Annotated in this window: 23 protein-coding genes, 1 pseudogene and 1 riboswitch; of the genes and pseudogenes, 15 read left to right on the top strand and 9 right to left on the bottom strand. The window is 70.6% G+C overall.

The features are described from left to right. Positions 1–130 precede the first annotated feature (130 nt). Both ACGFYV_RS33690 and ACGFYV_RS33685 read right to left on the bottom strand, forming a co-directional pair. Positions 131–889 carry a CbtA family protein gene (locus tag ACGFYV_RS33690; RefSeq protein ID WP_393882325.1) on the bottom strand — a complete coding sequence of 253 codons (759 nt, stop codon included), beginning with the start codon at positions 887–889 and terminating at the stop codon, positions 131–133. Between the two features lie 21 nt (positions 890–910). Further along, entirely contained in the window at positions 911–1,132 is a 222-nt protein-coding gene (locus tag ACGFYV_RS33685) for a CbtB-domain containing protein (protein WP_393882324.1), read from the bottom strand. A gap of 36 nt (positions 1,133–1,168) precedes the next feature. Continuing rightward, positions 1,169–1,314: riboswitch (cobalamin riboswitch) on the bottom strand. Positions 1,315–1,480: 166 nt separating this feature from the next. Here ACGFYV_RS33685 and ACGFYV_RS33680 point away from each other — a divergent pair. Both ACGFYV_RS33680 and ACGFYV_RS33675 read left to right on the top strand, forming a co-directional pair. Next, positions 1,481–1,840, top strand: coding sequence for a DUF6204 family protein (locus tag ACGFYV_RS33680; protein WP_393882323.1), 360 nt, complete (start codon positions 1,481–1,483; stop codon positions 1,838–1,840). Positions 1,841–1,883: 43 nt separating this feature from the next. After that, on the top strand, positions 1,884–2,342 hold the full coding sequence (locus ACGFYV_RS33675; RefSeq protein ID WP_393882322.1) for a MarR family winged helix-turn-helix transcriptional regulator: 459 nt from the start codon (positions 1,884–1,886) through the stop codon (positions 2,340–2,342). A gap of 98 nt (positions 2,343–2,440) precedes the next feature. On the opposite strand, the gene ACGFYV_RS33670 is transcribed toward ACGFYV_RS33675, so the two are convergent. Then, complete coding sequence (locus ACGFYV_RS33670) at positions 2,441–2,845, bottom strand: MazG nucleotide pyrophosphohydrolase domain-containing protein (RefSeq protein ID WP_393882321.1); 405 nt, start codon at positions 2,843–2,845, stop codon at positions 2,441–2,443. 106 nt (positions 2,846–2,951) lie between these two features. Between ACGFYV_RS33670 and ACGFYV_RS33665 the strand changes: the two genes are divergently transcribed. Next, on the top strand, positions 2,952–3,950 hold the full coding sequence (locus ACGFYV_RS33665; RefSeq protein WP_393882320.1) for a TAXI family TRAP transporter solute-binding subunit: 999 nt from the start codon (positions 2,952–2,954) through the stop codon (positions 3,948–3,950). Here ACGFYV_RS33665 and ACGFYV_RS33660 read toward each other — a convergent pair. After that, a complete protein-coding gene (locus tag ACGFYV_RS33660) occupies positions 3,947–5,350 on the bottom strand; it encodes an ATP-binding protein (protein ID WP_393882319.1) in 1,404 nt (467 codons plus the stop codon). The two genes, ACGFYV_RS33665 and ACGFYV_RS33660, sit on opposite strands and share 4 nt — an antisense overlap. A 9-nt stretch (positions 5,351–5,359) precedes the next feature. Further along, a complete protein-coding gene (locus ACGFYV_RS33655) occupies positions 5,360–6,046 on the bottom strand; it encodes a response regulator transcription factor (RefSeq protein ID WP_393882318.1) in 687 nt (228 codons plus the stop codon). A gap of 288 nt (positions 6,047–6,334) precedes the next feature. Here ACGFYV_RS33655 and ACGFYV_RS33650 point away from each other — a divergent pair, with 288 nt between their 5' ends. From ACGFYV_RS33650 to ACGFYV_RS33615, 8 genes and pseudogenes are all read left to right on the top strand, one after another. After that, a complete protein-coding gene (locus ACGFYV_RS33650; protein WP_393882317.1) occupies positions 6,335–7,111 on the top strand; it encodes an amino acid ABC transporter ATP-binding protein in 777 nt (258 codons plus the stop codon). Positions 7,112–7,188: 77 nt separating this feature from the next. Beyond that, a complete protein-coding gene (locus ACGFYV_RS33645) occupies positions 7,189–8,022 on the top strand; it encodes a glutamate ABC transporter substrate-binding protein (protein WP_393882316.1) in 834 nt (277 codons plus the stop codon). A 75-nt stretch (positions 8,023–8,097) separates the two neighbouring features. Further along, entirely contained in the window at positions 8,098–8,763 is a 666-nt protein-coding gene (locus ACGFYV_RS33640) for an amino acid ABC transporter permease (RefSeq protein WP_393882315.1), read from the top strand. Then, a complete protein-coding gene (locus ACGFYV_RS33635; protein ID WP_393882314.1) occupies positions 8,760–9,653 on the top strand; it encodes an amino acid ABC transporter permease in 894 nt (297 codons plus the stop codon). The genes ACGFYV_RS33640 and ACGFYV_RS33635 overlap by 4 nt, the downstream gene beginning before the upstream one ends. A gap of 177 nt (positions 9,654–9,830) precedes the next feature. Continuing rightward, a complete protein-coding gene (locus ACGFYV_RS33630; RefSeq protein ID WP_393882313.1) occupies positions 9,831–11,495 on the top strand; it encodes an FAD-dependent monooxygenase in 1,665 nt (554 codons plus the stop codon). Next, positions 11,492–11,659 carry a putative leader peptide gene (locus ACGFYV_RS33625; RefSeq protein ID WP_393882312.1) on the top strand — a complete coding sequence of 56 codons (168 nt, stop codon included), beginning with the start codon at positions 11,492–11,494 and terminating at the stop codon, positions 11,657–11,659. The genes ACGFYV_RS33630 and ACGFYV_RS33625 overlap by 4 nt, the downstream gene beginning before the upstream one ends. A gap of 121 nt (positions 11,660–11,780) precedes the next feature. Beyond that, a complete protein-coding gene (locus ACGFYV_RS33620) occupies positions 11,781–12,335 on the top strand; it encodes a cysteine dioxygenase (protein WP_393882311.1) in 555 nt (184 codons plus the stop codon). A 49-nt stretch (positions 12,336–12,384) separates the two neighbouring features. Next, a pseudogene (locus ACGFYV_RS33615) lies at positions 12,385–12,798 on the top strand (rhodanese-like domain-containing protein); the annotation flags it as partial. A 324-nt stretch (positions 12,799–13,122) separates the two neighbouring features. Here the strand turns inward: ACGFYV_RS33615 and recX are convergent. From recX to ACGFYV_RS33600, 3 genes are all read right to left on the bottom strand, one after another. After that, entirely contained in the window at positions 13,123–13,962 is an 840-nt protein-coding gene (gene recX, locus ACGFYV_RS33610; RefSeq protein WP_393882310.1) for a recombination regulator RecX, read from the bottom strand. A gap of 2 nt (positions 13,963–13,964) precedes the next feature. Then, on the bottom strand, positions 13,965–15,098 hold the full coding sequence (gene recA / locus ACGFYV_RS33605; protein WP_393882309.1) for a recombinase RecA: 1,134 nt from the start codon (positions 15,096–15,098) through the stop codon (positions 13,965–13,967). A gap of 201 nt (positions 15,099–15,299) precedes the next feature. Further along, on the bottom strand, positions 15,300–15,674 hold the full coding sequence (locus ACGFYV_RS33600; RefSeq protein WP_393882308.1) for an inner-membrane translocator: 375 nt from the start codon (positions 15,672–15,674) through the stop codon (positions 15,300–15,302). A gap of 189 nt (positions 15,675–15,863) precedes the next feature. On the opposite strand from ACGFYV_RS33600, the gene ACGFYV_RS33595 reads away from it, so the two are divergent. The 4 genes from ACGFYV_RS33595 to ACGFYV_RS33580 all read left to right on the top strand — a co-directional run bounded on the left by ACGFYV_RS33595 (position 15,864) and on the right by ACGFYV_RS33580 (position 19,486). Then, positions 15,864–16,142 (top strand): polyprenyl synthetase, encoded by a 279-nt coding sequence (locus ACGFYV_RS33595; RefSeq protein ID WP_393882307.1) that lies wholly within the window; start codon positions 15,864–15,866, stop codon positions 16,140–16,142. Next, on the top strand, positions 16,132–17,187 hold the full coding sequence (locus ACGFYV_RS33590; protein ID WP_393882306.1) for a polyprenyl synthetase family protein: 1,056 nt from the start codon (positions 16,132–16,134) through the stop codon (positions 17,185–17,187). Before ACGFYV_RS33595 ends, ACGFYV_RS33590 begins: the two co-directional genes overlap by 11 nt. Positions 17,188–17,383: 196 nt before the next feature. After that, the gene (locus ACGFYV_RS33585) at positions 17,384–18,559 is read left to right on the top strand and encodes an oxygenase MpaB family protein (RefSeq protein ID WP_393882328.1); all 1,176 of its coding nucleotides are present in this window, start codon (positions 17,384–17,386) and stop codon (positions 18,557–18,559) included. A gap of 174 nt (positions 18,560–18,733) precedes the next feature. Further along, positions 18,734–19,486: a hypothetical protein gene (locus ACGFYV_RS33580; RefSeq protein WP_393882305.1), complete on the top strand. Its 753-nt coding sequence runs from the start codon at positions 18,734–18,736 to the stop codon at positions 19,484–19,486. A gap of 26 nt (positions 19,487–19,512) precedes the next feature. On the opposite strand, the gene ACGFYV_RS33575 is transcribed toward ACGFYV_RS33580, so the two are convergent. Continuing rightward, positions 19,513–20,820: an AI-2E family transporter gene (locus ACGFYV_RS33575; protein WP_393882304.1), complete on the bottom strand. Its 1,308-nt coding sequence runs from the start codon at positions 20,818–20,820 to the stop codon at positions 19,513–19,515. Positions 20,821–20,841: the final 21 nt, after the last annotated feature.

The raw sequence follows: 20,841 nt of genomic DNA, 5'->3' as shown, positions 1-20,841 counted from the left end.
GGCTTTCTACGGCCCTGAGCCACCGTCCGGGTCTCGCGGATCTCGAACATCGCACCCCTTGAGCTGGGGTGTTGCGACGATCGCTAGAACTCAAGACCCCGTCCCGGAGGGCCCTCTCATGTCCTGAAGGTCAGTGCGCGGCCGGCACCGCCCGCCCCGACGCGGACGTCACGGGCTTCGGGTTCAGCAGTCGTTCGGCCAACTCGCCGAAGAGCAGGCCGAAACCGCCCCACAGCACGGCCTGGATGGCCAGGGCCGACAGCCGGAAACGCCACAGCAGGGTGGCCGGGAAGTCCTTCGGCACCTCGTTGATGGCCGGCAGGAAGGCGTACGCCAGACCGGTCACGAGGAGGAAGCCGGCCACCGCGACGACGGTGGCGTACCAGGTGCCCAGCCGGGGTGCGAGGCGCTTGCCCAGGATGGTGGCGGCGACGGCGAGGAGCACGCTGAGCAGCATCATCAGGAAGTACAGGCCGGTCCGCTTGCCGATGGTGTCGGGGTCGCCGACCGACGGCGGGTTGGCCGGGTACTTCAGGAACGGCACGACGTACACGGCGAGCAGTGCGCAGCTGGACAGCAGCAGCGCGGTCGCCCTCGGGGAGAACCGGCCCACGCGGCCGAGCGCGACGCAGAAGGCGAGCGCGGCGATGCCGCCGAAGGCGACCCCGTAGATCAGGACGCCGGTGGCGAGACCGGCGGTGGACTGCAGGGAACGCGAGACGACTTCCATCTCGTGCTCATGGGCGTGGGCATGGGCTTCTTCGAAGCCGATCGCGCTGTCGACGTTCGGTTCACCGAGGAAGTACGCGACGACGAGGGCGAGCAGGCCGGCACCGAGGCCGGCGAGCATGCCCCGCACGAGCAGATTTCTTACTGTTGCGGAGTTCATGACGGGTGCGATGTCTCCGGCTCAGTGGCAGGGGAAGCCGAGCAGGTGACGCCCGTCGTGCACCCACTCGTGGACGTCCGTGCCGTTGAACACGGAGGTGGCGCCCTGCTCGGCGCCGACGAAGTACAGCAGGACCAGCATCAGGATGCCGAAGAAGACCGCCCACGGGGCGATGGCCTTCAGCGGCAGCGTGGCGGGAACGACGGGGGTGGTGGCTGTCGGCTGAGCGACGGTCTGCGCCATGGCAGGACCTCCTCTGGGAGTTCGCGTCCCAACTCGGTGGTGCACAGGACGACGGCCACGGGTCTGACTCACGAAACACCCCTGCGGGGCGCCTCGCACACAGTGGCGCGACCGTGCCGGGCTCTCACCGGCTTCCGTCGTACCGTCGTCGATATCGGACAGACCGTACCGCGTGACGAGTGCATGGCCAAGACCGCACGAACTGACGTGATCTTGCTCTCGCACCGGTGAGTGGCACTGGTGAGCGGCACCAGTGATTGGCACCGGTGGATGATGGTGCGCCCGGCGGGGCGGCCCGTGCCGGAAACCCGGTGGAGGCGCACAGCCCACTCTGCCTATGGTCGCGGGATGAGTACACGTACTTTCCGCATCACCGTCCGCGGCGCCTTCGACGGCCTCGGCGACGCGCAGCGGGCCGAACTGCTGGCGGACGCCGCCGAGCACGACGTGCTGCGCTCCGCCTACACGCCCGAAGGGCACCTCAGTTACGACATCGCCGCCCGGTCGGCCTTCGTCTTCCGTTTCTCGGACACCGGGGAGGAAGAGGAGGACATCCTGGAGGCGACGGAGCGGGCCGAGGAGACGGCGAAGGCGTGGCTGACCGAGCGCGGTTACGGTTTCAAGAACCTCCGTTCCAGCGCCGAGGACCTCTCCCAGGCGCCCCTGGGGAAGCGGCAGCGGCGCAACGCGCGCACCATGGGCGCATAAACTTGAGTACTCAAGGAGTCAGCAATGAATCGAGAGGTTGGCAATGAGTGACGCGCTGGACGCGTCGTTGCGGCTGATGCGGGCGCAGGCCGCGCTCGCACGGCGCTTCGACGCGCGCCTGGGTGGGCTGCACGGGGTGAGCCTCGCCGACTTCACGCTGCTGCTGCGGCTCGGTCAGGCGCCGGGCGGCCGGATGCGCCGGGTCGATCTGGCCGAGTCCCTGGGGCTGACCGCCTCCGGGGTGACCCGCGGGCTGGCACCCCTGGAGCGGATCGGGCTGGTGACCCGCGAGGCGGACGCCCGTGACGCGCGCGTGGCCTACGCCTCGCTGACCGACACCGGCCGGCGACTGCTGACGCGGATGCGGCACACGGCCGAGGAGACCGCCGCCGAGTTCTTCGCCGCACCGCCCTGGGGCGACGGGGACATCGGGCAGCTCTCCACCCTGCTGACCCGCCTCGGTGGCACCGGTCTGCCCGGCCACGGCGACCCGCCCCGCTGACCGTTCTTCCGAGCCGGAGTCCGGCCAGGGGGGTGCCCCGAACTCACCGTGTTCCAGACCGCCTTGAGCCCGCGCACGGCTCGCTGACGTCCCAGGTCTCAGGCGCCGTCAGGTATCCAGCCCTGGCGGCGCAGGACGGCCGACACGTCCGGTGCCCGGTAGTGCTCCCCCTTGAGGACCTTGCCGTCGGCGCGGCGGGCGACCTGTCCGTCGGGGCCGAGCTTGCTCATGTTGGCGCGGTGAATCTCGGCGATCACGTCGTCGAGGTCGATGCCGTGGACCAGCGCGGTGCCGTACGCCACGTACACCACGTCCGCCAGTTCATGGGCGAGGCGGTCCAGCGGGCCGTCGACCGCCACCTCGGCGACTTCCTCGGCCTCCTCGGCGAGCAACTCCCCACGGTGCGCGGCCAGGTCGGGCGACACCTCTTGCGGCCTGGTGCGGGCGTCGAGGCCGAAGGCGAGGTGGAACTCACGGACGAGGTGCGCGGGGGAAGTGCTCATACGGCGACTGTAGCCGCCACCTCTGACAGCCCCGGAGTTGTCCACAGGCCCGCTGAGCGACCTCGGCCCTGGCCAGCCCCGGACCCGGCCTGGCAGGATCGCCCGCATGTCCCAGGTGCTCTCCTCCCTCGCCCGGCGCCGTGCGCTGCGCGGTTCGGTCGTCGGCGTCGTCGCCCTCGGCCTGCTGCTGTGGTGGCTACTGCCCCTGGGCGAGAAGCCGCCGACGGGGACGATCGTCTTCAGCACGGGCACCCCGCGGGGGGTCTACCAGGAGTACGGCGAGCGGCTGCGCACCGAGCTGGGCAGGGACATGCCCGGCCTGACGGTGAAGCTGCTGAACAGCGCGGGGTCGCAGGAGAACATCCAGCGGCTGGCGGACGGGAAGACCGACTTCACCATCGCCGCGGCCGACGCGGTGGAGACGTACGAGTTGCAGCACCCGGACAGCGCGGGCCGGCTGCGCGGTGTGGCCCGGCTCTACGACGACTATGTGCAGCTCATCGTGCCGACCGGGTCCAAGATCTCCAGCGTGGCGGACCTCCGGCACAAGCGGGTGGCCACCGGCTTGCGGAACTCCGGGGTGCGGCTGATCGCGGACCGGGTGCTGAGGGCCGCGGGCATCGACCCCAAGAAGGACATCACCCCCGTCTCCGAGGGCATCGACACGGGGCCCGATCGGCTGCGGCAGGGCCGGATCGATGCCTTCTTCTGGTCGGGCGGGCTGCCCACGAAGGGCCTGATGGGGCTGGCCAAGCAGTCCGCCTTCAAGTTCGTACCGATCGGCGAGGACCTCCTCACCCGGCTGCACGCCGACGGCGAGGCGGGGCGCTACTACCGGGCCACCACCATCCCCGAGTCGGCGTACGCGGGGTTGCAGTACGGCTCCGCGGTGCCGACGATCGCTGTCTCCAATCTGCTGATGACCCGCAAGGACATGGATCCGCGGCTCACCGAGTGGGTGACCCGCACGGTGATCAAGAGCCGCGACGACATCGGTGCGCACGTCCACTCCGCGCAGCTGGTCGACCTTCGCACGGCGATCTACACCGACCCACTGATGCTGCACGAGGGCGCCAGGCGCTACTACCGGTCGGTGAAGCCCTAGGGTTGTGCGTCCCTCGGGATCTTCACCGTGACCCGCAGGCCCCGGGGCTCATGGTGTGCGCAGTCGAGGGAGCCGCCGCCGGCCGCGAGCAGGGCGCGGGTGATGGACAGGCCGAGCCCCGAGCCCTTGACGTTCTGATGGCGACCGCTGCGCCAGAAACGGTCGCCCACGCGCGCGAGTTCCTCGTCGGTCAGGCCGGGTCCGGTGTCGGTGACCACGACCTGTGAGGTGTCGCCGTCGAAGGAGACGGAGACCTCCACCGTGCCGCCCTCGGGGGTGAACTTCACGGCGTTGTCGATCACCGCGTCCAGGGCGCTGGAGAGGGTGATCGCGTCCGCCCAGCCGGTGGTGGGCGGGCAGTCGCCGGACAGCCGGACGTCCTTGGCGCGGGCGGCCGGTGCCCAGGCGGCGACCCGCTCCTCGGCCAGCGCGCCGATGTCGGTCAGTTCGAGGTCGGCCTCGGCGTGCTCGGCCAGCGCCAGGTCCAGCAGGTCGTCCAGGACCTGCGCGAGGCGCTTGCCCTCGGTGCGGACCGAGGCGATCTCCTCGTTGCCCTCGGGGAGTTCGAGGGCGAGCAGTTCGATGCGCAGCAGCAGCGCCGAGAGCGGGTTGCGCAGTTGGTGCGAGGCGTCCGCGACGAACGCGCGCTGCTGCTCCAGCACGTCCTCGACGTTGTCCGCCATCTCGTTGAACGACCGGGCCAGGCGTCTGAGTTCCGGCGGCCCGCCGGCCGCCGCGACCCGGGACTTGAGGCGTCCGGTGGCGATGTCGTGGGTGGTGGCGTCCAGGATCCGTACCGGCCTGAGCACCCAGCCGGTCAGGCGCAGCGCCGCGCCGACGGCGAGGAGCATCGCGGCGAGCTCACCGGCCCAGATGTACAGCCAGCCGCGCAGGGTCCGCGAACGCATCTGCCCGGTCGGCGAGTCGGTGACGACGACGGCCACGACGTCCCCGTCCCGGATGACCGGTGAGGCGACGACGAGCCGGCCGCGCTGCCAGGGCCACACCTGGCTGGGGTCGTGGCTGCGCCGGCTGAGCAGCGCCTCGTCGAAGGCCTCCCGCAGCTCCCCCGTCTGCGGTACGAGCCAGTCGCCGGGGGCGTTGGCCATCGCCGAGCCGTTGCGGTAGAAGACGCCCGCGCGTATGCCGTAGACGCCGTAGTAGCTGACCAGTTCGCGGCGCAGGGTCTCCCGGCGTTCGTCCGGGGCGCTGGGGCGGGATCCGCCGGGCGCGTCGGTGACGAACTGGGCGAGCGCGGCGAAGCGCGCGGTGTCGTCGATCCGGTCGACGACGGCCTTCTGCTGCTGGGCGGCGGCCACGCTGACGGCGAGCGGCACGCCGAGCGCGAGCAGGACGGCCGCCATCAGGACGATGAGCAGGGGCAGGAGCCGTGTGCGCACCCGTCCCCGCTACCCGGCCGGGGCGACGAGCCGGTAGCCGACGCCGCGTACGGTCTCGATCAGCGCGGGCATGCGCAGTTTGGCGCGCAGGGAGGCGACGTGCACCTCCAGGGTGCGCCCGGTGCCCTCCCAACTGGTGCGCCACACCTCGCTGATGATCTGTTCCCGCCGGAAGACCACCCCGGGGCGCTGGGCGAGCAGCGCGAGGAGGTCGAACTCCTTGCGGGTCAGCTGGACATGCGAACCGTCCACGGTGACCTGGCGGTTGGGCAGTTCTATGCGGACCGGGCCGAGCAGCAGGGTGCTCTCGCCGGCGGTCTCGGGGTCCCCGTGGGCGGTGCGCCGGCTGACGGCGTGGATCCGGGCGAGCAGTTCCCCGGTGTCGTAGGGCTTCACCACGTAGTCGTCCGCGCCGAGGTTGAGCCCGTGGATGCGGGAGCGGACGTCGGAGCGGGCGGTGACCATGATCACCGGGATGCTGGTGCGCTTGCGGATCTTGCCGCAGACCTCGTAGCCGTCCTGGTCGGGCAGGCCCAGGTCGAGCAGGACCACGCCGAATCCGGCGCCCTCGGGGACGAGCGCCTGGAGGGCTTCCTCGCCGCTGCGCGCGTGGGTGACGTGGAAACCGTGCCGCGCGAGAATCGCGGACAGGGCTGCCGCGACGTGGTTGTCGTCCTCGACGAGCAGCAGTCTCATCCCCGCCCCCTCCGGTTCAGCAGTCGTACGGTCTCGGTTCCCGTTCGGCTTGTACTGCGTGCACGCGTGCACCATGGCAGTGACGCCGATGGACAAGGACGGCGTCAAGAGGGTTCCGGTTGCCTGTGACTTCCGTTATCCGGCCGATACGCACCTGTGTGGCGAGTGCTACGACACGTGCCCGTCTGCGACCGGATCGTGATCCTCAGATTCCCCTCAGATGTGATGACGCTGGTCACCGGCGTCACTACTGTCCACCGAAACCGAGGAGGACGGAGCCTGAGAGCGATGACCAATGTATCGGTGGCCGAGGAAGACGTGGCCACGTCCGACGACCTGGTCGTCCTGAAGAGCGTCAACAAGCACTTCGGCGCGTTGCACGTGCTCCAGGACATCGAGCTGACGATCGCCCGCGGCGAGGTCGTCGTGGTCATCGGCCCTTCCGGGTCCGGGAAGTCGACCCTGTGCCGCACCATCAACCGCCTGGAGACGATCGACTCCGGCACCATCACGATCGACGGCAAGCCGCTGCCTCACGAGGGCAGGGAGCTGGCCCGGCTGCGCGCCGACGTCGGGATGGTCTTCCAGTCCTTCAACCTCTTCGCGCACAAGACCGTGCTCGAGAACGTGATGCTGGGCCAGATCAAGGTCCGCAAGACGGACAAGAAGCAGGCCGAGGAGAACGCGCGCGCCCTGCTCGACCGGGTCGGCGTGGGCACCCAGGCCGACAAGTACCCCGCACAGCTGTCGGGCGGTCAGCAGCAGCGTGTCGCCATCGCCCGAGCGCTGGCGATGGGTCCGAAGGTGATGCTCTTCGACGAGCCGACCTCGGCTCTCGACCCCGAGATGATCAACGAGGTCCTCGAGGTCATGCAGCAGTTGGCCCGCGAGGGCATGACGATGGTCGTCGTCACCCATGAGATGGGTTTCGCGCGTTCCGCCGCGAACCGGGTGGTCTTCATGGCGGACGGCCGCATCGTCGAACAGGCCGCGCCCGAGCAGTTCTTCAGCAATCCGCGCAGCGACCGGGCGAAGGACTTCCTGTCGAAGATCCTGCACCACTGATCCGTCCGGCCCGCCGAAGGGCCTGGGTCACCCGTCCGTCACGGACCTCGTCTTTCACCACGCAAAGGATGTTCACCATGCAGCTCCGCAAGGTCACCGCCGCCTCGGCCGTCGTGCTCGCCCTCGCCGTGTCCGTCACGGCGTGCGGTGGCAGCAAGAAGGACGACAAGGGCTCGGGCGGGGGCGGCAAGATCAGCATCGGCATCAAGTTCGACCAGCCCGGCATCGGCCAGAAGACCCCGCAGGGCTACGCGGGCTTCGACGTCGACGTGGCCACCTATGTCGCCGGCAAGCTCGGCTACAAGCCGGACCAGATCGAGTGGAAGGAGTCGAAGAGCGCCGACCGCGAGACCATGCTGCAGCGCGGTGACGTCGACTTCATCGCCGCTTCCTACTCGATCACCCCGGAGCGTCAGCAGAAGGTCGACTTCGCCGGCCCGTACCTGCTGGCCCACCAGGACGTGCTCCTGCGCGCCGACGACAGCGCCATCAAGGCGCCCGCGGACCTGAACAGCAAGAAGCTGTGTTCGGTGACCGGTTCGACGTCGGCTCAGAACGTCAAGGACAAGCTGGCTCCCAAGGCTCAGCTCCAGGAGTACCCGACGTACTCGGCCTGCCTGACCGGTCTGCAGAACAAGGCGATCGACGCGCTGACGACGGACGACTCGATCCTCGCCGGTTACGCCGCCCAGTCCCAGTTCAAGGGCAAGTTCAAGCTCGGCGGCTTCAAGATGACCAACGAGAACTACGGCATCGGCGTCAAGAAGGGCAGCGACCTCAAGGCCAAGATCAACAAGGCCCTGGAGGAGATGGTCTCCGACGGTTCGTGGCAGAAGGCCGTGACCAAGAACTTCGGCCCGGCCGGCTACAAGAACGAGCCCGCCCCGAAGATCGGCGACATCAAGAGCTGAGGCAACGCCCAACGGGTGCGCCGTCCCTGAGGGCGGCGCACCCGGGCATCCCTACACGCGGAAGCGCGGGAGATCGTGTTCGACTTTCTAGGACGTTACGACGTGCTGGGCGCCTTCTGGACGACGGTGCAGCTCACGCTGCTGTCCGCCGTGGGCTCCCTGGTCTGGGGCACCTTGCTGGCCGCCATGCGGGTGGGCCCGGTGCCGCTGATGCGCGGTTTCGGCACCGCCTACGTGAACATCGTGCGGAACATCCCCCTCACGGTGATCATCCTGTTCACCTCGCTCGGCCTGAACCAGACACTGGGCATCAGCCTGGGCGCGGACACGGTCGACGTGATCAACTTCCGGCTGGCCGTGCTCGGTCTGATCGTCTACACGTCGGCCTTCGTCTGCGAGGCGATCCGCTCCGGCATCAACACCGTGCCGGTCGGCCAGGCCGAGGCCGCCCGCGCCATCGGCCTGAGCTTCACCCAGGTACTGGGCCTGATCGTGCTGCCCCAGGCCTTCCGCGCGGCCGTGGGCCCGCTGGCCAACGTGCTGATCGCGCTGACGAAGAACACCACGGTGGCGGCCGCCATCGGCGTGGTCGAGGCGGCGTACCTGATGAAGAAGATGGTGGAGAACGAGGCGCAGCTGCTGCCGATCGCCGCGGTCATCGCCTTCGGCTTCTGCTGCCTGACACTGCCGACCGGCCTGATCCTCGGCTGGGTGGGCAAGAAGGTGGCGGTGAAGCGATGAGTTCCGTCCTGTACGACGCCCAGGGCCCCCGAGCCAAGCGGCGCAACGTCCTGTACACCGTGGTCTTCCTGGCCGCCTTCGCGGCCGTCCTGTGGTGGGTCTACTCCGCGCTCGACGACAAGGGCCAGCTGGACTGGATCCTGTGGAAGCCGTACCTCAGCGGCAGCGAGGCCTACTCGACGTACATCTGGCCCGGCCTGCAGAACACCCTGAAGGCGGCGGCCCTCGCCATGCTCATCGCGCTCCCGCTGGGCGCGACGCTCGGCATAGCCCGCCTCTCGGACCACCGGTGGATACGCGTGCCGGCGGCGGTCGTCGTCGAGTTCTTCCGGGCGATCCCCGTGCTCGTCCTGATGATCTTCGGGCTGGCGCTGTACGCCCAGTACACCAACGTCGGTTCGGACGACCGCCCGCTCTACGCGGTGGTCACCGGCCTGGTGCTGTACAACGCGTCGGTGCTCGCGGAGATCGTCCGCGCGGGCATCCTCTCCCTGCCGAAGGGCCAGGCCGAGGCGGCCGTGGCGATCGGTCTGCGCAAGGGACAGGTCATGCGGCTCATCCTGTTGCCGCAGGCGGTCACCGCGATGCTCCCGGCGATCGTCAGCCAGCTCGTCGTGATCGTGAAGGACACGGCGATCGGTGGCGCGGTCCTGACCTTCCCCGAACTCCTCGCCTCGGCAAACACGATGAGCGGCTACTACGGCGCCAACACCATCGCCTCGTTCACCGTCGTCGCCGTGATCTACGTGATCATCAACTTCTCGCTGACCCAGTTCGCGAGCTGGCTGGAGGGACGGCTGCGGCGCCGCAAGAAGTCGACCGGCGCGGTCCTCGGCCCCGAGGACACCGTGGGCATCGCGGGCCACGCGGGAACCGGGACCTCGGCCTGACGTCACGTCAAACCCGAATGCAGCACCCGGAGGCAGTGGCATGATCGCCACTGCCTCCGGTCACTTGACGCATACTCTGCCAATGGGTTGCATACGTTCTGTGACCGTGCACCCCGCTTCACCCACCTGTTCCCTCATGTCCGTCAGGGCACCGCTGCGGGCAGGGGGCGCCGCGCCGTGGACCCGGTGATCATCGTCGGAGCGGGGCCCGTCGGGCTCACGCTCGCCCTGGCACTCGCCCGCCAGGAGGTTCCGTCCGTCGTCCTCGACGAGGGCCCCGGCAAGGACGAACCGCGCCCGGCGCGCACCGTCGTACTGCGCGAGGACACGGCCGCCCTGCTGGACCGGCTGACCGGAACCTCCCTCGGCGACCTCGGCGTGCGCCTGACCGGCTGGCGGTCCCTGCGCCGCCGGCAGGTGATGAGCGAGGGCGACTTCACGGCGGACGAACCCGCCCCGCTGCACCTCGCGCAGCACGTCCTCACGCGCGCGCTGCGCGCGGCCGTCGCCCGGCAGCCGCTCATCGAGCCGGCCGTGGACAGCCGGCTCGACTCGATGGAGCAGGAGCGCTCCGGCGTCACCGCACACACCCGTGGCCCCAAGGGCACCTGGTGGCGCGGCAGTTACCTGGTCGGCTGCGACGGCCCCCGCTCGACCGTACGCAAACTGCAGGACATCCGCTTCCCGGGCCGTACGGCGGTGGAACGGCACGCGGTCGCCGCCCTGCGCGCGGAACTTCCGTGGGAGGGTCGCGCGTTGATCCACCGGATGCCGCCGTGGCGGTCGTCCGGGCCCTCGGCCGGGGAGGTGACCGCCCGCCCCCTCCCGGACGGCGTGTGGCGCCTGGACTGGCTGCTGCCGCCGGGCAAGGACCTGGTCACGCCCGAGATCCTGGTGGCCCGGATCCGCGAGACCCTCGCGGGCTGGACCGACGGCACCGCACCGGCGTACGACCTCCTCGACACCGGTGTCCACACGGTGCACCACCGCCTCGCCCGCCGCTGGCGCGTGGGCCGGGTCTTTCTCGCCGGGGACGCGGCCCACCTGCTCGGCGCGCTCGGCACCCAGGGCCTCGACGAGGGGCTGCGCGACGCCGACAACCTCGCCTGGAAGCTGGCCCCGGCCTGGCACCACGGGCCGCACGACGCCCTGCTGGACAGCTACCAGGCCGAACGGCGCGCGGTCGTCGCCTCCCGGCTGCGCGCCGCCGACCAACTGCTGCCGGTCCTGCGCGGTGGCGGCGGGCTGCGCCACTACGTCCCCGGCGCGGCCCGGGGCCACGACGTGCTGCTCACGGACGGCCATCTGGGGCGCGGAACGCTGGGCGCGCCGGGGGCGTACGCCGACTCGCCGCTCGCGCCCCGGCATCTGGAGGCCGAGATCCCGGTCGGCACCCCGCCCGGAGCGCCGGTCACCGATGTACGGGTCACGGCGGAGGACGGTTCCTTCGTCCGGCTGCGCGACCGGCTCGGCCGGGGCTCGCTGCTCGTCGTGCTGATCGCGCCGGGCACGGGCGTATGGGAACGCAAGCACTGGGTGTCCGCCGGGGTGATGCCCCGCCTCGCCGCCGCGGTGACCGCGCTGCCCCATCCGGCGGAGCTGCTGGTCGCCGAAAGCTACCCGGGTGCACCGGCGCACAGCGTGCTGCTCGTACGCCCCGACGGCCACCTGGTCACCGCCCTGAGCGGGGTCCGGCCGGCCGACCTGTACGCGGCGGCGGAGGCGACGCTGGGCGGCGCCGTGAAGGAGAACGAGCAGGAGAGGGAGCGGAAGGAGGAGAGAGAGAACAAGGAGGAGAACAAGGAGGAGACGGCGGCGGAGGCCGGCTCGGCCGCGCGGTGACCGTGAGTCAGGTCACGCCGTGTCCACATGCTGTCGGTGAATTGACCGGGGTACGGCGCCATGCTGTACTCCAGATCGTGACCGACACCTGTGTGCGCCTGTGGCGGAGGGTCCATATGGACCTCGTCCGCTACGCGGGCTGCGTGTGTCACTCGTCCTGCTGAATTTCGCATCCCTCTTTGCGGGCGCCGTCGTGCGCCTGTCCGGCGAACCTTCTTCAGGACGGTGCACGTGTCTGTCTCCCCCTCCACACCTGTGTCCCCCACACCCGTGTCTCCCGCATCCGTGTCCTCCACATCTGTGTCCTCCTCGGCGTTCTCGACCTCCGGGCCCCGCGTGTCCGGCTCGGCGCCCACCCAGGCGGACCTTCTCGACTTCGCGCGGCGTACGGCCGCCGACGCCGAGCTGATCGACTCCCTCCCGCTCGACCCCGAGGGTCGTACGTGGGTGCGGCTGGCGGGTCCGGGTGGCAGTGAGGCCTGGCTGATCGGCTGGCCGCCGGGCACCGGTACCGGCTGGCACGACCACGCGGACTCGGTCGGTGCGTTCCTCACCGCCTCGGGCGAACTCAAGGAGAACGCGCTGGCCGCCCGGCTTCCCTCGGACGGCTGGAAAACCCTCGAACTCGCCGACGACGTGGACCGCGAGCGCCGGCTGCCCGCCGGTCAGGGCCGCGCCTTCGGCCACCATCACGTGCACGAGGTGCTCAACGAGTCTCCCGACCGTCACGCGATCTCCGTCCACGCCTACTACCCGCCGCTGCCCCGCATCCGTCGCTACAGCCGCGCCGGCCAGGTGCTGCGCCTGGAGCAGGTCGAGCGGCCGGAGGACTGGCAGTGAGCGGAGGGATCGCGGTGAGCGACGGATTCGTGGTGAACGGGGGCTCGCGGTGAGCGGGAGGCCGACGCCGGGCGACGGCACGGTCGTCCAGCCGGTCGGCATCGACGCGTTGCTGGAACGGGTGCGTGCCGGATATCGGCGGATCGAAGCACAGGAGGCGCACGAGGCGGCGCGAACCGGCGAGGCCCTGCTGGTCGACATCCGGTACGCGGCTCTGCGCGAGCGGGACGGGCTGATCCCCGGCGCCCTGGTGATCGAGCGCAACGAACTGGAGTGGCGCCTTGACCCGCAGGGCAGCCACCGTGTCCCCGAAGCCACCGGACACGACCTGCGCGTCGTGGTCGTCTGCAACGAGGGCTACGCCTCCAGCCTGGCCGCCGCCTCCCTCCATCAACTGGGCCTGCACCAGGCGACGGACCTGGTCGGCGGCTTCCAGGCGTGGCGCAGCGCGGGGTTCCCAGTGGAGCCGGTTGAGCAGGTGGAGCCGGTTGAGCCGGTTGAGCAGGTGGAGCCGGTTGAGCCGGTTGAGCCGGTGAAGTCAGTGGCGGACTGAGGCGGTCACGGCTCTTCGGGCGGGCGGCGGAGCCGGCCAGGACACCCCGCCCATGACGACCGGGCGGGCGAGCCCGTGCCCTCCTGCACGGGGAAGTGCGTGCTGCCCGCGCGGAGAATTTGGGTACGCCTCCCCCACGACTGCCGGAACCCCTGCCTCTCGGAACGCCCCGCCCCTCGGAGCGCCCGCGCGTCGGAGACCGCTCCTCAGGAAACCGCTCCTCAGAGCCCGCTCTCAGAACCCCTCGTCCTCAAGGAACTCCGTGTCCTCGCCCTCTTCCTCCAATGCCTGGCGCACGACGCGGAGGGCCAGGCCCTCGGGGTAGCCCTTGCGGGCGAGCATGCCGGCGAGGCGCCGGATGCGCTTGTCGCGGTCGAGGCCACGGGTGGCCCGCAGTTTGCGGGCGACCAGCTCGCGGGCGGTCACCTCCTCCTGCTCGGAGTCGAGCTGGGAGACGGCCTCGTCGATCAGCGTCGAGTCGACGCCCTTGGTGCGCAGTTCCCGGGCGAGTGCGCGGCGAGCGAGCCCCCGGCCGTGGTGCCGGGACTCCACCCAGGCGTCGGCGAAGGCGCCGTCGTCGATCAGCCCGACCTCCTCGAACCGCGAGAGCACCTCCTCGGCCACGTCGTCGGGGATCTCCCGCTTGCGCAGGGCGTCCGCGAGTTGCTTGCGGGTGCGCGGGGTCCCGGTGAGCAGGCGCAGGCAGATGGCCCGCGCCCGCTCAGCCGGGTCCCCTGAAGACTCCCCCCGCTCGGCCCTCGACGAGGAAGGGGCGCCTTCGTCCTCACCCGCCGGGTCCCCGAAGCCGCCGCGTCGGCGGCCCCGGCCCCGGCCGCCCCGCTGCCCGGCGGCGCTCCGTGAGCCTCGGCCCGACGAGCCGCCCCCGTGGGGCTCGTCGTCCGGGTGTGCGCCGTGGTCCCCGGGACCGCCGTACGCCGAATCCCCGTACGCCGAATCCCCGTGTCCGTCGTCGTCACCGGCCGGGGCGAAGGCCGGGTCGTCCACGGTGCCCCTCCCCCGTGGGGTACCGGAAGTGACGTACTCGTGCTCGGCCCAGTCGGTTCGTCGTGTCACGGTCAGCTCTTGGCTGCGGCGGCCTTGGGCTTGGTGGCCTTGGCAGCCGCCGGGGCGGGCGCGGCCTTGGCGTCGGCGGCGGCAGCGGTGGTGGTGGTGACCGCGGCGTCCGCGCCGGGCTCGGCGGCGGGCTCCTCCGGCCGGACTCCGACGCCCAGCTTCTCCTTGATCTTCTTCTCGATCTCGTTCGCCAGGTCGGGGTTGTCCTTGAGGAAGTTGCGCGCGTTCTCCTTGCCCTGGCCGAGCTGGTCACCCTCGTACGTGTACCAGGCGCCGGCCTTGCGGACGAAGCCGTGCTCCACGCCCATGTCGATCAGGCCGCCCTCACGGCTGATGCCCTGGCCGTAGAGGATGTCGAACTCGGCCTGCTTGAAGGGCGGCGCGACCTTGTTCTTGACGACCTTGCAGCGGGTGCGGTTGCCGACCGCCTCCGTGCCGTCCTTCAGGGTCTCGATGCGCCGGATGTCGATGCGCACCGAGGCGTAGAACTTCAGCGCCCGGCCACCGGTCGTGGTCTCCGGGGAGCCGAACATCACGCCGATCTTCTCGCGGAGCTGGTTGATGAAGATCGCGGTGGTCTTGGACTGGTTGAGCGCGCTGGTGATCTTCCGCAGCGCCTGGCTCATCAGACGGGCCTGCAGACCGACGTGGCTGTCGCCCATCTCGCCCTCGATCTCCGCACGCGGGACGAGCGCGGCGACGGAGTCGATGACGATCAGGTCGAGCGCACCGGAGCGGACGAGCATGTCCACGATCTCCAGCGCCTGCTCACCGTTGTCCGGCTGGGACAGGATCAGGTTGTCGATGTCGACGCCCAGCTTGCGCGCGTACTCGGGGTCGAGCGCGTGCTCCGCGTCCACGAAGGCGACCTGGCCGCCGGCCTTCTGCGCGTTGGCCACCGCGTGCAGGGTCAGGGTCGTCTTACCGGAGGACTCCGGTCCGTAGATCTCCACGACGCGGCCACGCGGCAGGCCGCCGACGCCGAGGGCGACGTCGAGGGCGGTCGACCCGGTCGGGATGACCTCGATGGGCTCCCTCGACCGCTCGCCCATGCGCATGACCGCGCCCTTGCCGAATTGCCGTTCAATCTGTGCGAGTGCGGCGTCGAGCGCCTTCTCGCGGTCGGTTCCTGCCATGGGTTCCACCCGGTTTGCTTGAGTCGATCGCTTCACGTCAAAGACGCTAACGCCTGCCACTGACAATGCGCCCCGACGTCGGCTCGGCCTGTGGATAACTGGGGGACATCCCTACCAAAACCGCGTCGAAATCCCCGTCACGAGCCTCGCCTGAGCTTCCATGAGAATGTATGTTCGATTTTCGTGTCAAGCGCGCCACGGTCAGGGCCAGGTCCCCAGCGCGTGGGATGCCAGGACGAGACAGAGCACCAGCTGGACCGCCCCGATGCCCCGGTGCCCGAGTCTCAGCAGCACGACGCCCGTCACGCAGACCGCCAGGGCCAGTGCGCCGAAGCACAGCACGGGCGCCCAGTCCGCGGCCGGGGCGCCGGCCACTGTCTGTGTGCCGGCCGCTGTCTGTGTGCCGGCCCCTGTCCGTACGGAGTCGGAGTCCATCCGGCTCAGCCCTCGCACCGCGAGCACGATGAGGACCAGCAAGGCAGCCGCGGTGTCCGCCACCAGCACGAGCACCAGGAGACAGCCTGCGGTGAGGGCGTCCTTCCCGTCGGAGGACTGCTTACCGGCACGTTCGGGCATGTCGGTACGGTCGCACGGACTTCCCCCCTCCAGACGGGCCTTCGCCGATCCGCAACCCGGCGGCGATCCGCGCGGCCGAAAGTCGATCACCCGATCGTGAGTTCCCTCCTCCCCGCGCCCGCCGTGCCCCGATGCTCGAAGGACACGGCAGGTGACCGCTGCCGTGCGGACGTGCCGTGGGGAGAGGGCATGACACAAGGAGCGGGACACGGAGAAGGCCTCGACGAGCAGGCGGTGCTTCTGGTGGCGGGGATGGCCGATCTGGCCGTGAACACACTGGGCTCGGCCCTGACGACGGTCCGCGGGCTGCTGCGCCGCTCCGACGCGACCGAGCTGGCGGCACAGGCCGAGCACGATCTGGTGGCACGCGGCCGACTGGCACTGGACCGGTACGCGTCCGTGCCCCCGGCCCACCTGGAGATCCTCGCGCGGCACACCCTCGCTCGGCGGCCGGTCGATGGCGCCTGAGCGATGGGAACCGGCCGCGTTCAAGGCCCGTGTGGATCAGGTGCTGCACCACTTCGTCGCCGAGGAGGCCGACCGGTTCGCGGCGGTCGACCCGGTCCTGGGACCGGTGGCCGAGCAGTTGGAGACGGCGGTCGCGGACGGCAAGCGCCTGCGGGCGGCGTTCTGCTACTGGGGCTGGCGCGCGGTCGGCCAGCCGGACAGCGACGCGCTGGTGCGGGCCGCCGCCTCCATGGAGCTGGTGCACGCGGCCGCCGTCGTCCACGACGACCTCATCGACGACAGCCCCCTGCGACACGGCCGGCCCACGGCCCACCAGGCGCTGCGCACGGCCGTGCCTGAGCATCCGCGGACCGGCGACGCCGCGCGATCGCTCGCCATGCTGGTCGGTGACCTGCTGGTGGCGCTGGCCGGCCAGTTGTTCGTCGCCAGCGGCCTGCCCGCCGCCTACCTCGCCCGGGCCCGCCCCCTGTGGTCGGCGCTGGCCCGGGAGCTGATCGCGGGCGAGTGTCTGGAGATCCTGCTGACCGGCACCGCCCCGGACACCACGGCGTCGCTGAAGGTGATCCGGTACAAGACCGCCAAGTACACCGTCGAGCAGCCCCTGCTGATCGGCGGCACCCTGGCCGGGGCCGGCGAGCGGCTGCGCGAGGGCTACTCCGCCTACGGGCTGCCGCTGGGCGAGGCGTTCCAGCTGCGGGACGACCTGCTCGGCCTGTTCGGGGACCCCGGCCGCACCGGCAAGGCCGACACCGACGACGTACGCGGCCACCGGCCCACCGCCCTGCTGGCGGAGACCTGGCGCATCTCGGACGAGGACGAGCGGGAACGGCTGCGCGCCCTGCTGGGGCGCGGCGACCTGGACCGGGACGACGTGGACGCCGTACGCCGGGTGATGTCCCGGCTGGGGACGCCCGGCCGCGTCGAGAACATGATCACCGCGCGCGTCGAGGAGGCGCTCGACGCGCTGCACGAGCTGGATGTGCCCCGGCCCGCCGCCGACGCCCTGACCGCGCTGGCGCATGCGGCGACGGTCCGGCCGGCCTGACCCACACCGGAGCGGCACACGCGCGTGCCGCTCCGGTCACTTCCCCGTCACCCCCTCCCCTCCCCTCCCCTCCCCGACGCCGACGGCCGGGACGTCCCGCGCCCGGACAAGGAGCCCCGCCATGACCCGTAGAGCAGCATCAGCGACCGAGGCCTCGACGACCGCCGCTTCGACCACCGAGGCGCCGAAGACTGAGGTGCCGAGGACGGAGGCGTCGATGGACGCCCTGCGGCAGGTCGGCGACGAACTCGCCGACGCCACCGTCGCCACGCTCTTCGAGCGTGGCGAGGTCGGCAAGTTCAACACCCTGATGCGCTACGTCTCCACCGCCGGCGCCCCGCTGCCGGACGGGCTGCCCGAGGTCGCCCGGGAGTACCTGGAGGCCACGAGCGCCCCGCCGGCCTGGGTGGACTGGGGCGAGATGGAGAAGGCACGGCTGTTCTTCATCGACAACAACGTGCACATCTCCACCGCTCTCTCCTTCGCCTCCATGCCCGCCTGCTACGTCGTGCCGCACGTGGCGAAACTGCTGTCGGCCACTCACTCGCTGAAGTACCCGTCCAAACGGATGGCGGAGACCGGCCAGTTCACGGTCTACCTGATGCGGCCCGACGCCTTCGAGGCCGGCGGACGCTTCGTCCCGGCCGCGCAGAAGGTACGGCTTCTGCATGCCTCGATCCGCCATCACCTCAAGCGGGAGAACCGCTGGGACACCGAGGCCCTCGGGACGCCGATCTGCCAGGAGGACATGATCGGCGGGCAGATGTTCTTCTCCCTGCTCGTCCTGGACAGCCTGCACCGTCTCGGCATCCACATGTCCACGGAGGGCGCGGAGGCCTACTACTACGCCTGGCGTGTGGTCGGCGCCATGCTCGGTGTCGACCAGGACGCCGTCCCGATGGACCTGGACGAGGCCCGCCGGTTCCTGGACCTGTACATGATCCGGCACATGGGGCCCTCCGAGGAGGGCGCGCAGCTGACGCGCCAGCTCATCGACCTCTACGAAGAGGTCGTCCCCGGGACCTTCTTCGACCCGATCGTGTCCGCTCTCGTCCGCCATCTCGTGGGCGACACCTGTGCGGACTGGCTCCAGGTCCCCCGCAGCCGATGGGACACCCTCGTCAAGGCCGTACCGCACCTCCTGGGGGTCCTGGAGACCGTCGAGGACCGCTCTCCGCTCGGCGCCTGGGCCCTGGACCGCCTCGGCCACCTGACAACCGTCCTCGAACTGTCGTCCCTCACACGCGGACGGGTCATGCACCACGCCATCCCCGAGCAGCTCAAGAAGGACTACGGCGTCGACAACGCGGTGCCCCGCACCCACCGCTGGGCCCCACCCGCCGCCACGGTCCCCCGCAGCCCCTCGACCTGACCCCAGCCCTCGACCTATCCCATCCCCGGCCCTCCGGACTGCCCCCGGCCTCCGTGCTCCCCGGCTTCAGGTCCGGCTCCCGCTCCGTACAGGAAGGGAGTACTCCCGGTGTCGTACACCGGCTGCCTTCGGCGGGACGACGACGGGGCCGGGGTGCCCCGGGAGCCTTGGCGCATGAAGAATCCGCGCTCCGTACGCTCCGTCGAACGGCTCTGTCACACCGTCGGTCTGCTCCTGGTGCTCTCGGGCCTCGCGCATCTGGTGGTGTTCGCGGTCGACGGCGGACCCTGGTACGGGCCCGTCTCCTGGCGCAAGCCCGTCACGTTCGGGCTGTCCTTCGGGGTGACGCTGATCGCGATCACGTGGGTCACGTCGTATCTGCGCGTCGGGGCGCGGCTGCGCACCGTGCTGCTCGTCGTCTTCGCCGCGGACTGCGTGGTGGAGGTCGGCGGCATCACCGTTCAGGCGTGGCGCCGGGTGCCCTCGCACCTGAACATGGAGACGCCCTTCGACACGGCGGTGTCCATGACGCTTGCGGTGGGCGGAGGGGTCCTGGTGGCGCTGCTCACCGTCTTCGCCGTCGCGTCCTTCCGGCACCGGCCGACGGGACCCGCCGGCATGCCGCTCGCGGTGCGCTCAGGGTTCGCCGTCCTGCTGGTGGCGCTGGCCTCGGGCGCGGCGATGATCGCGCGCGGGGTCGTCCTGACCCGGACCGGCCACCAGGAGGCCGCCTACCACTCGACGGCCCCGCTCAAGCCGCTGCACGGGGTGAGCCTGCACGCCGTGCTGGTCCTGCCGCTGCTGGCCTGGCTGCTGTCCCGCACCTCGTGGAGCGAACGGACACGGTGGCGGATCGTGGCGACGGCGGTCGGCTGTTACGGGGCCGCCGTCGCCGGGGCCGGGGTGTGGGCGGCACTGACGTACTGAACGCGTCTCTCCTCCCATGTCTTCTCCTACGAGGACTCCTCCTCGTCCACGGGAGTGGTCACGGCGCCGGTCGTCCCAGCGCCGGTCGTCCCCGCGCCGACCCGGCCCTCTCGCAGCCGCCGCCCGCGGGCGAACATCCCCGGGCCACCCGAGCCGCCCGGTCCGCGGGAGCGGTATCCGTACACCCGGGGATCGTCCGTGACGGCGTACCGCTTCACGTACGCCCCGAGGAATGCCTGGAGCGTGGCCACCGCCGGGATGGCGATCAGCGCGCCGACCGCGCCGAGCAGCGCGGTGCCGGCGATCACCGAGCCGAAGGCGACGGCCGGGTGGATGTCGACGGTCTTGGCGGTCAGCTTGGGCTGCAGCACGTAGTTCTCGAACTGCTGGTAGACCACGACGAAGATCAGCACCCACACCGCGTACCAGGGATCAACGGTGAACGCGATCAACATGGGCAGCGCGCCGGCGAGATAGGTGCCGATGGTCGGGATGAACTGCGAGACCAGACCGACCCAGACACCGAGCACGGGCGCGTACGGCACGCCCAGGGCCTCCAGCAGGATGTAGTGCGCGATCCCGGAGATCAGCGCCATGAGGCCGCGCGAGTAGAGGTAGCCGCCGGTCTTGTCGACGGCGATCTCCCAGGCCCGCAGCACCTCGGCCTGTCGCGCGGGCGGCAGGACGGAGCACAGTGCGCGGCGCAGCCGGGGGCCGTCGGCGGCGAAGTAGAACGAGAACAGCGCGACAGTCAGCAGCTTGAAGAGACCGCCGAGCACCTGGGTGGACACGTCGAGGACGCCGGCCGCGCCGGTCTGCACGTACTTCTGCAACCAGTCGGAGTGCAGCAGGCCCTCCTGGATGTCCACCCGCCGGACGTTCGTGTGGAACTTCTGGTTGACCCAGTTGATCAGCGCGTCAAGGTATTCCGGGAAACCCTCGATCATCTTGACGATCTGGCCGGCCAGCATCGAGCCGAGCAAGGTGACGAAGCCCGCGGCGAAGACCGCCAGGCCGAGGAAGACCAGGAAGGTGGCGAGCCCCCTGCGCATTCCGCGACCGGCCATCCAGCTCACCGCCGGCTCGATCGCGAGAGCCAGGAAGAACGCGATCAACATGTTGATCAGGAGCCCGATCAACTGGTGAAAGGCCCAGTTCCCCAGCTGGAACGCCGCGACCAGGGCGAGCGCGAGCACCATGGCACGCGGGAGCCAGCGCGGCATGCGGCCGCTCGGCGCGGCGACGCCGTCGGCCGGGGGCCCGGCGGGCGGCGTCGTACCGGTCGGGGATGCTGCGTGCCGGTCCACCGGTTCGGTGTCGTCATTGAGAGCCACGGGCCAAGTCTCGCCCATGCC

The sequence above is a fragment of the Streptomyces sp. NPDC048297 genome, from assembly GCF_043201585.1.
In the GTDB taxonomy this organism is placed as follows: Bacteria; Actinomycetota; Actinomycetes; order Streptomycetales; family Streptomycetaceae; genus Streptomyces.
This window is presented reverse-complemented; position numbering and strand designations above follow the sequence as displayed.

Bases quoted from the DNA above. Each gene is read 5' to 3' on its own strand.
- ACGFYV_RS33690 (WP_393882325.1), bottom strand. From the start codon at position 889: ATGAACTCCGCAACAGTAAGAAATCTGCTCGTGCGGGGCATGCTCGCC.
- ACGFYV_RS33685 (WP_393882324.1), bottom strand. From the start codon at position 1,132: ATGGCGCAGACCGTCGCTCAGCCGACAGCCACCACCCCCGTCGTTCCC.
- ACGFYV_RS33680 (WP_393882323.1), top strand. From the start codon at position 1,481: ATGAGTACACGTACTTTCCGCATCACCGTCCGCGGCGCCTTCGACGGC.
- ACGFYV_RS33675 (WP_393882322.1), top strand. From the start codon at position 1,884: ATGAGTGACGCGCTGGACGCGTCGTTGCGGCTGATGCGGGCGCAGGCC.
- ACGFYV_RS33670 (WP_393882321.1), bottom strand. From the start codon at position 2,845: ATGAGCACTTCCCCCGCGCACCTCGTCCGTGAGTTCCACCTCGCCTTC.
- ACGFYV_RS33665 (WP_393882320.1), top strand. From the start codon at position 2,952: ATGTCCCAGGTGCTCTCCTCCCTCGCCCGGCGCCGTGCGCTGCGCGGT.
- ACGFYV_RS33655 (WP_393882318.1), bottom strand. From the start codon at position 6,046: ATGAGACTGCTGCTCGTCGAGGACGACAACCACGTCGCGGCAGCCCTG.
- ACGFYV_RS33650 (WP_393882317.1), top strand. From the start codon at position 6,335: ATGACCAATGTATCGGTGGCCGAGGAAGACGTGGCCACGTCCGACGAC.
- ACGFYV_RS33645 (WP_393882316.1), top strand. From the start codon at position 7,189: ATGCAGCTCCGCAAGGTCACCGCCGCCTCGGCCGTCGTGCTCGCCCTC.
- ACGFYV_RS33635 (WP_393882314.1), top strand. From the start codon at position 8,760: ATGAGTTCCGTCCTGTACGACGCCCAGGGCCCCCGAGCCAAGCGGCGC.
- recA (WP_393882309.1), bottom strand. From the start codon at position 15,098: ATGGCAGGAACCGACCGCGAGAAGGCGCTCGACGCCGCACTCGCACAG.
- ACGFYV_RS33600 (WP_393882308.1), bottom strand. From the start codon at position 15,674: ATGCCCGAACGTGCCGGTAAGCAGTCCTCCGACGGGAAGGACGCCCTC.
- ACGFYV_RS33595 (WP_393882307.1), top strand. From the start codon at position 15,864: ATGACACAAGGAGCGGGACACGGAGAAGGCCTCGACGAGCAGGCGGTG.
- ACGFYV_RS33590 (WP_393882306.1), top strand. From the start codon at position 16,132: ATGGCGCCTGAGCGATGGGAACCGGCCGCGTTCAAGGCCCGTGTGGAT.
- ACGFYV_RS33580 (WP_393882305.1), top strand. From the start codon at position 18,734: ATGAAGAATCCGCGCTCCGTACGCTCCGTCGAACGGCTCTGTCACACC.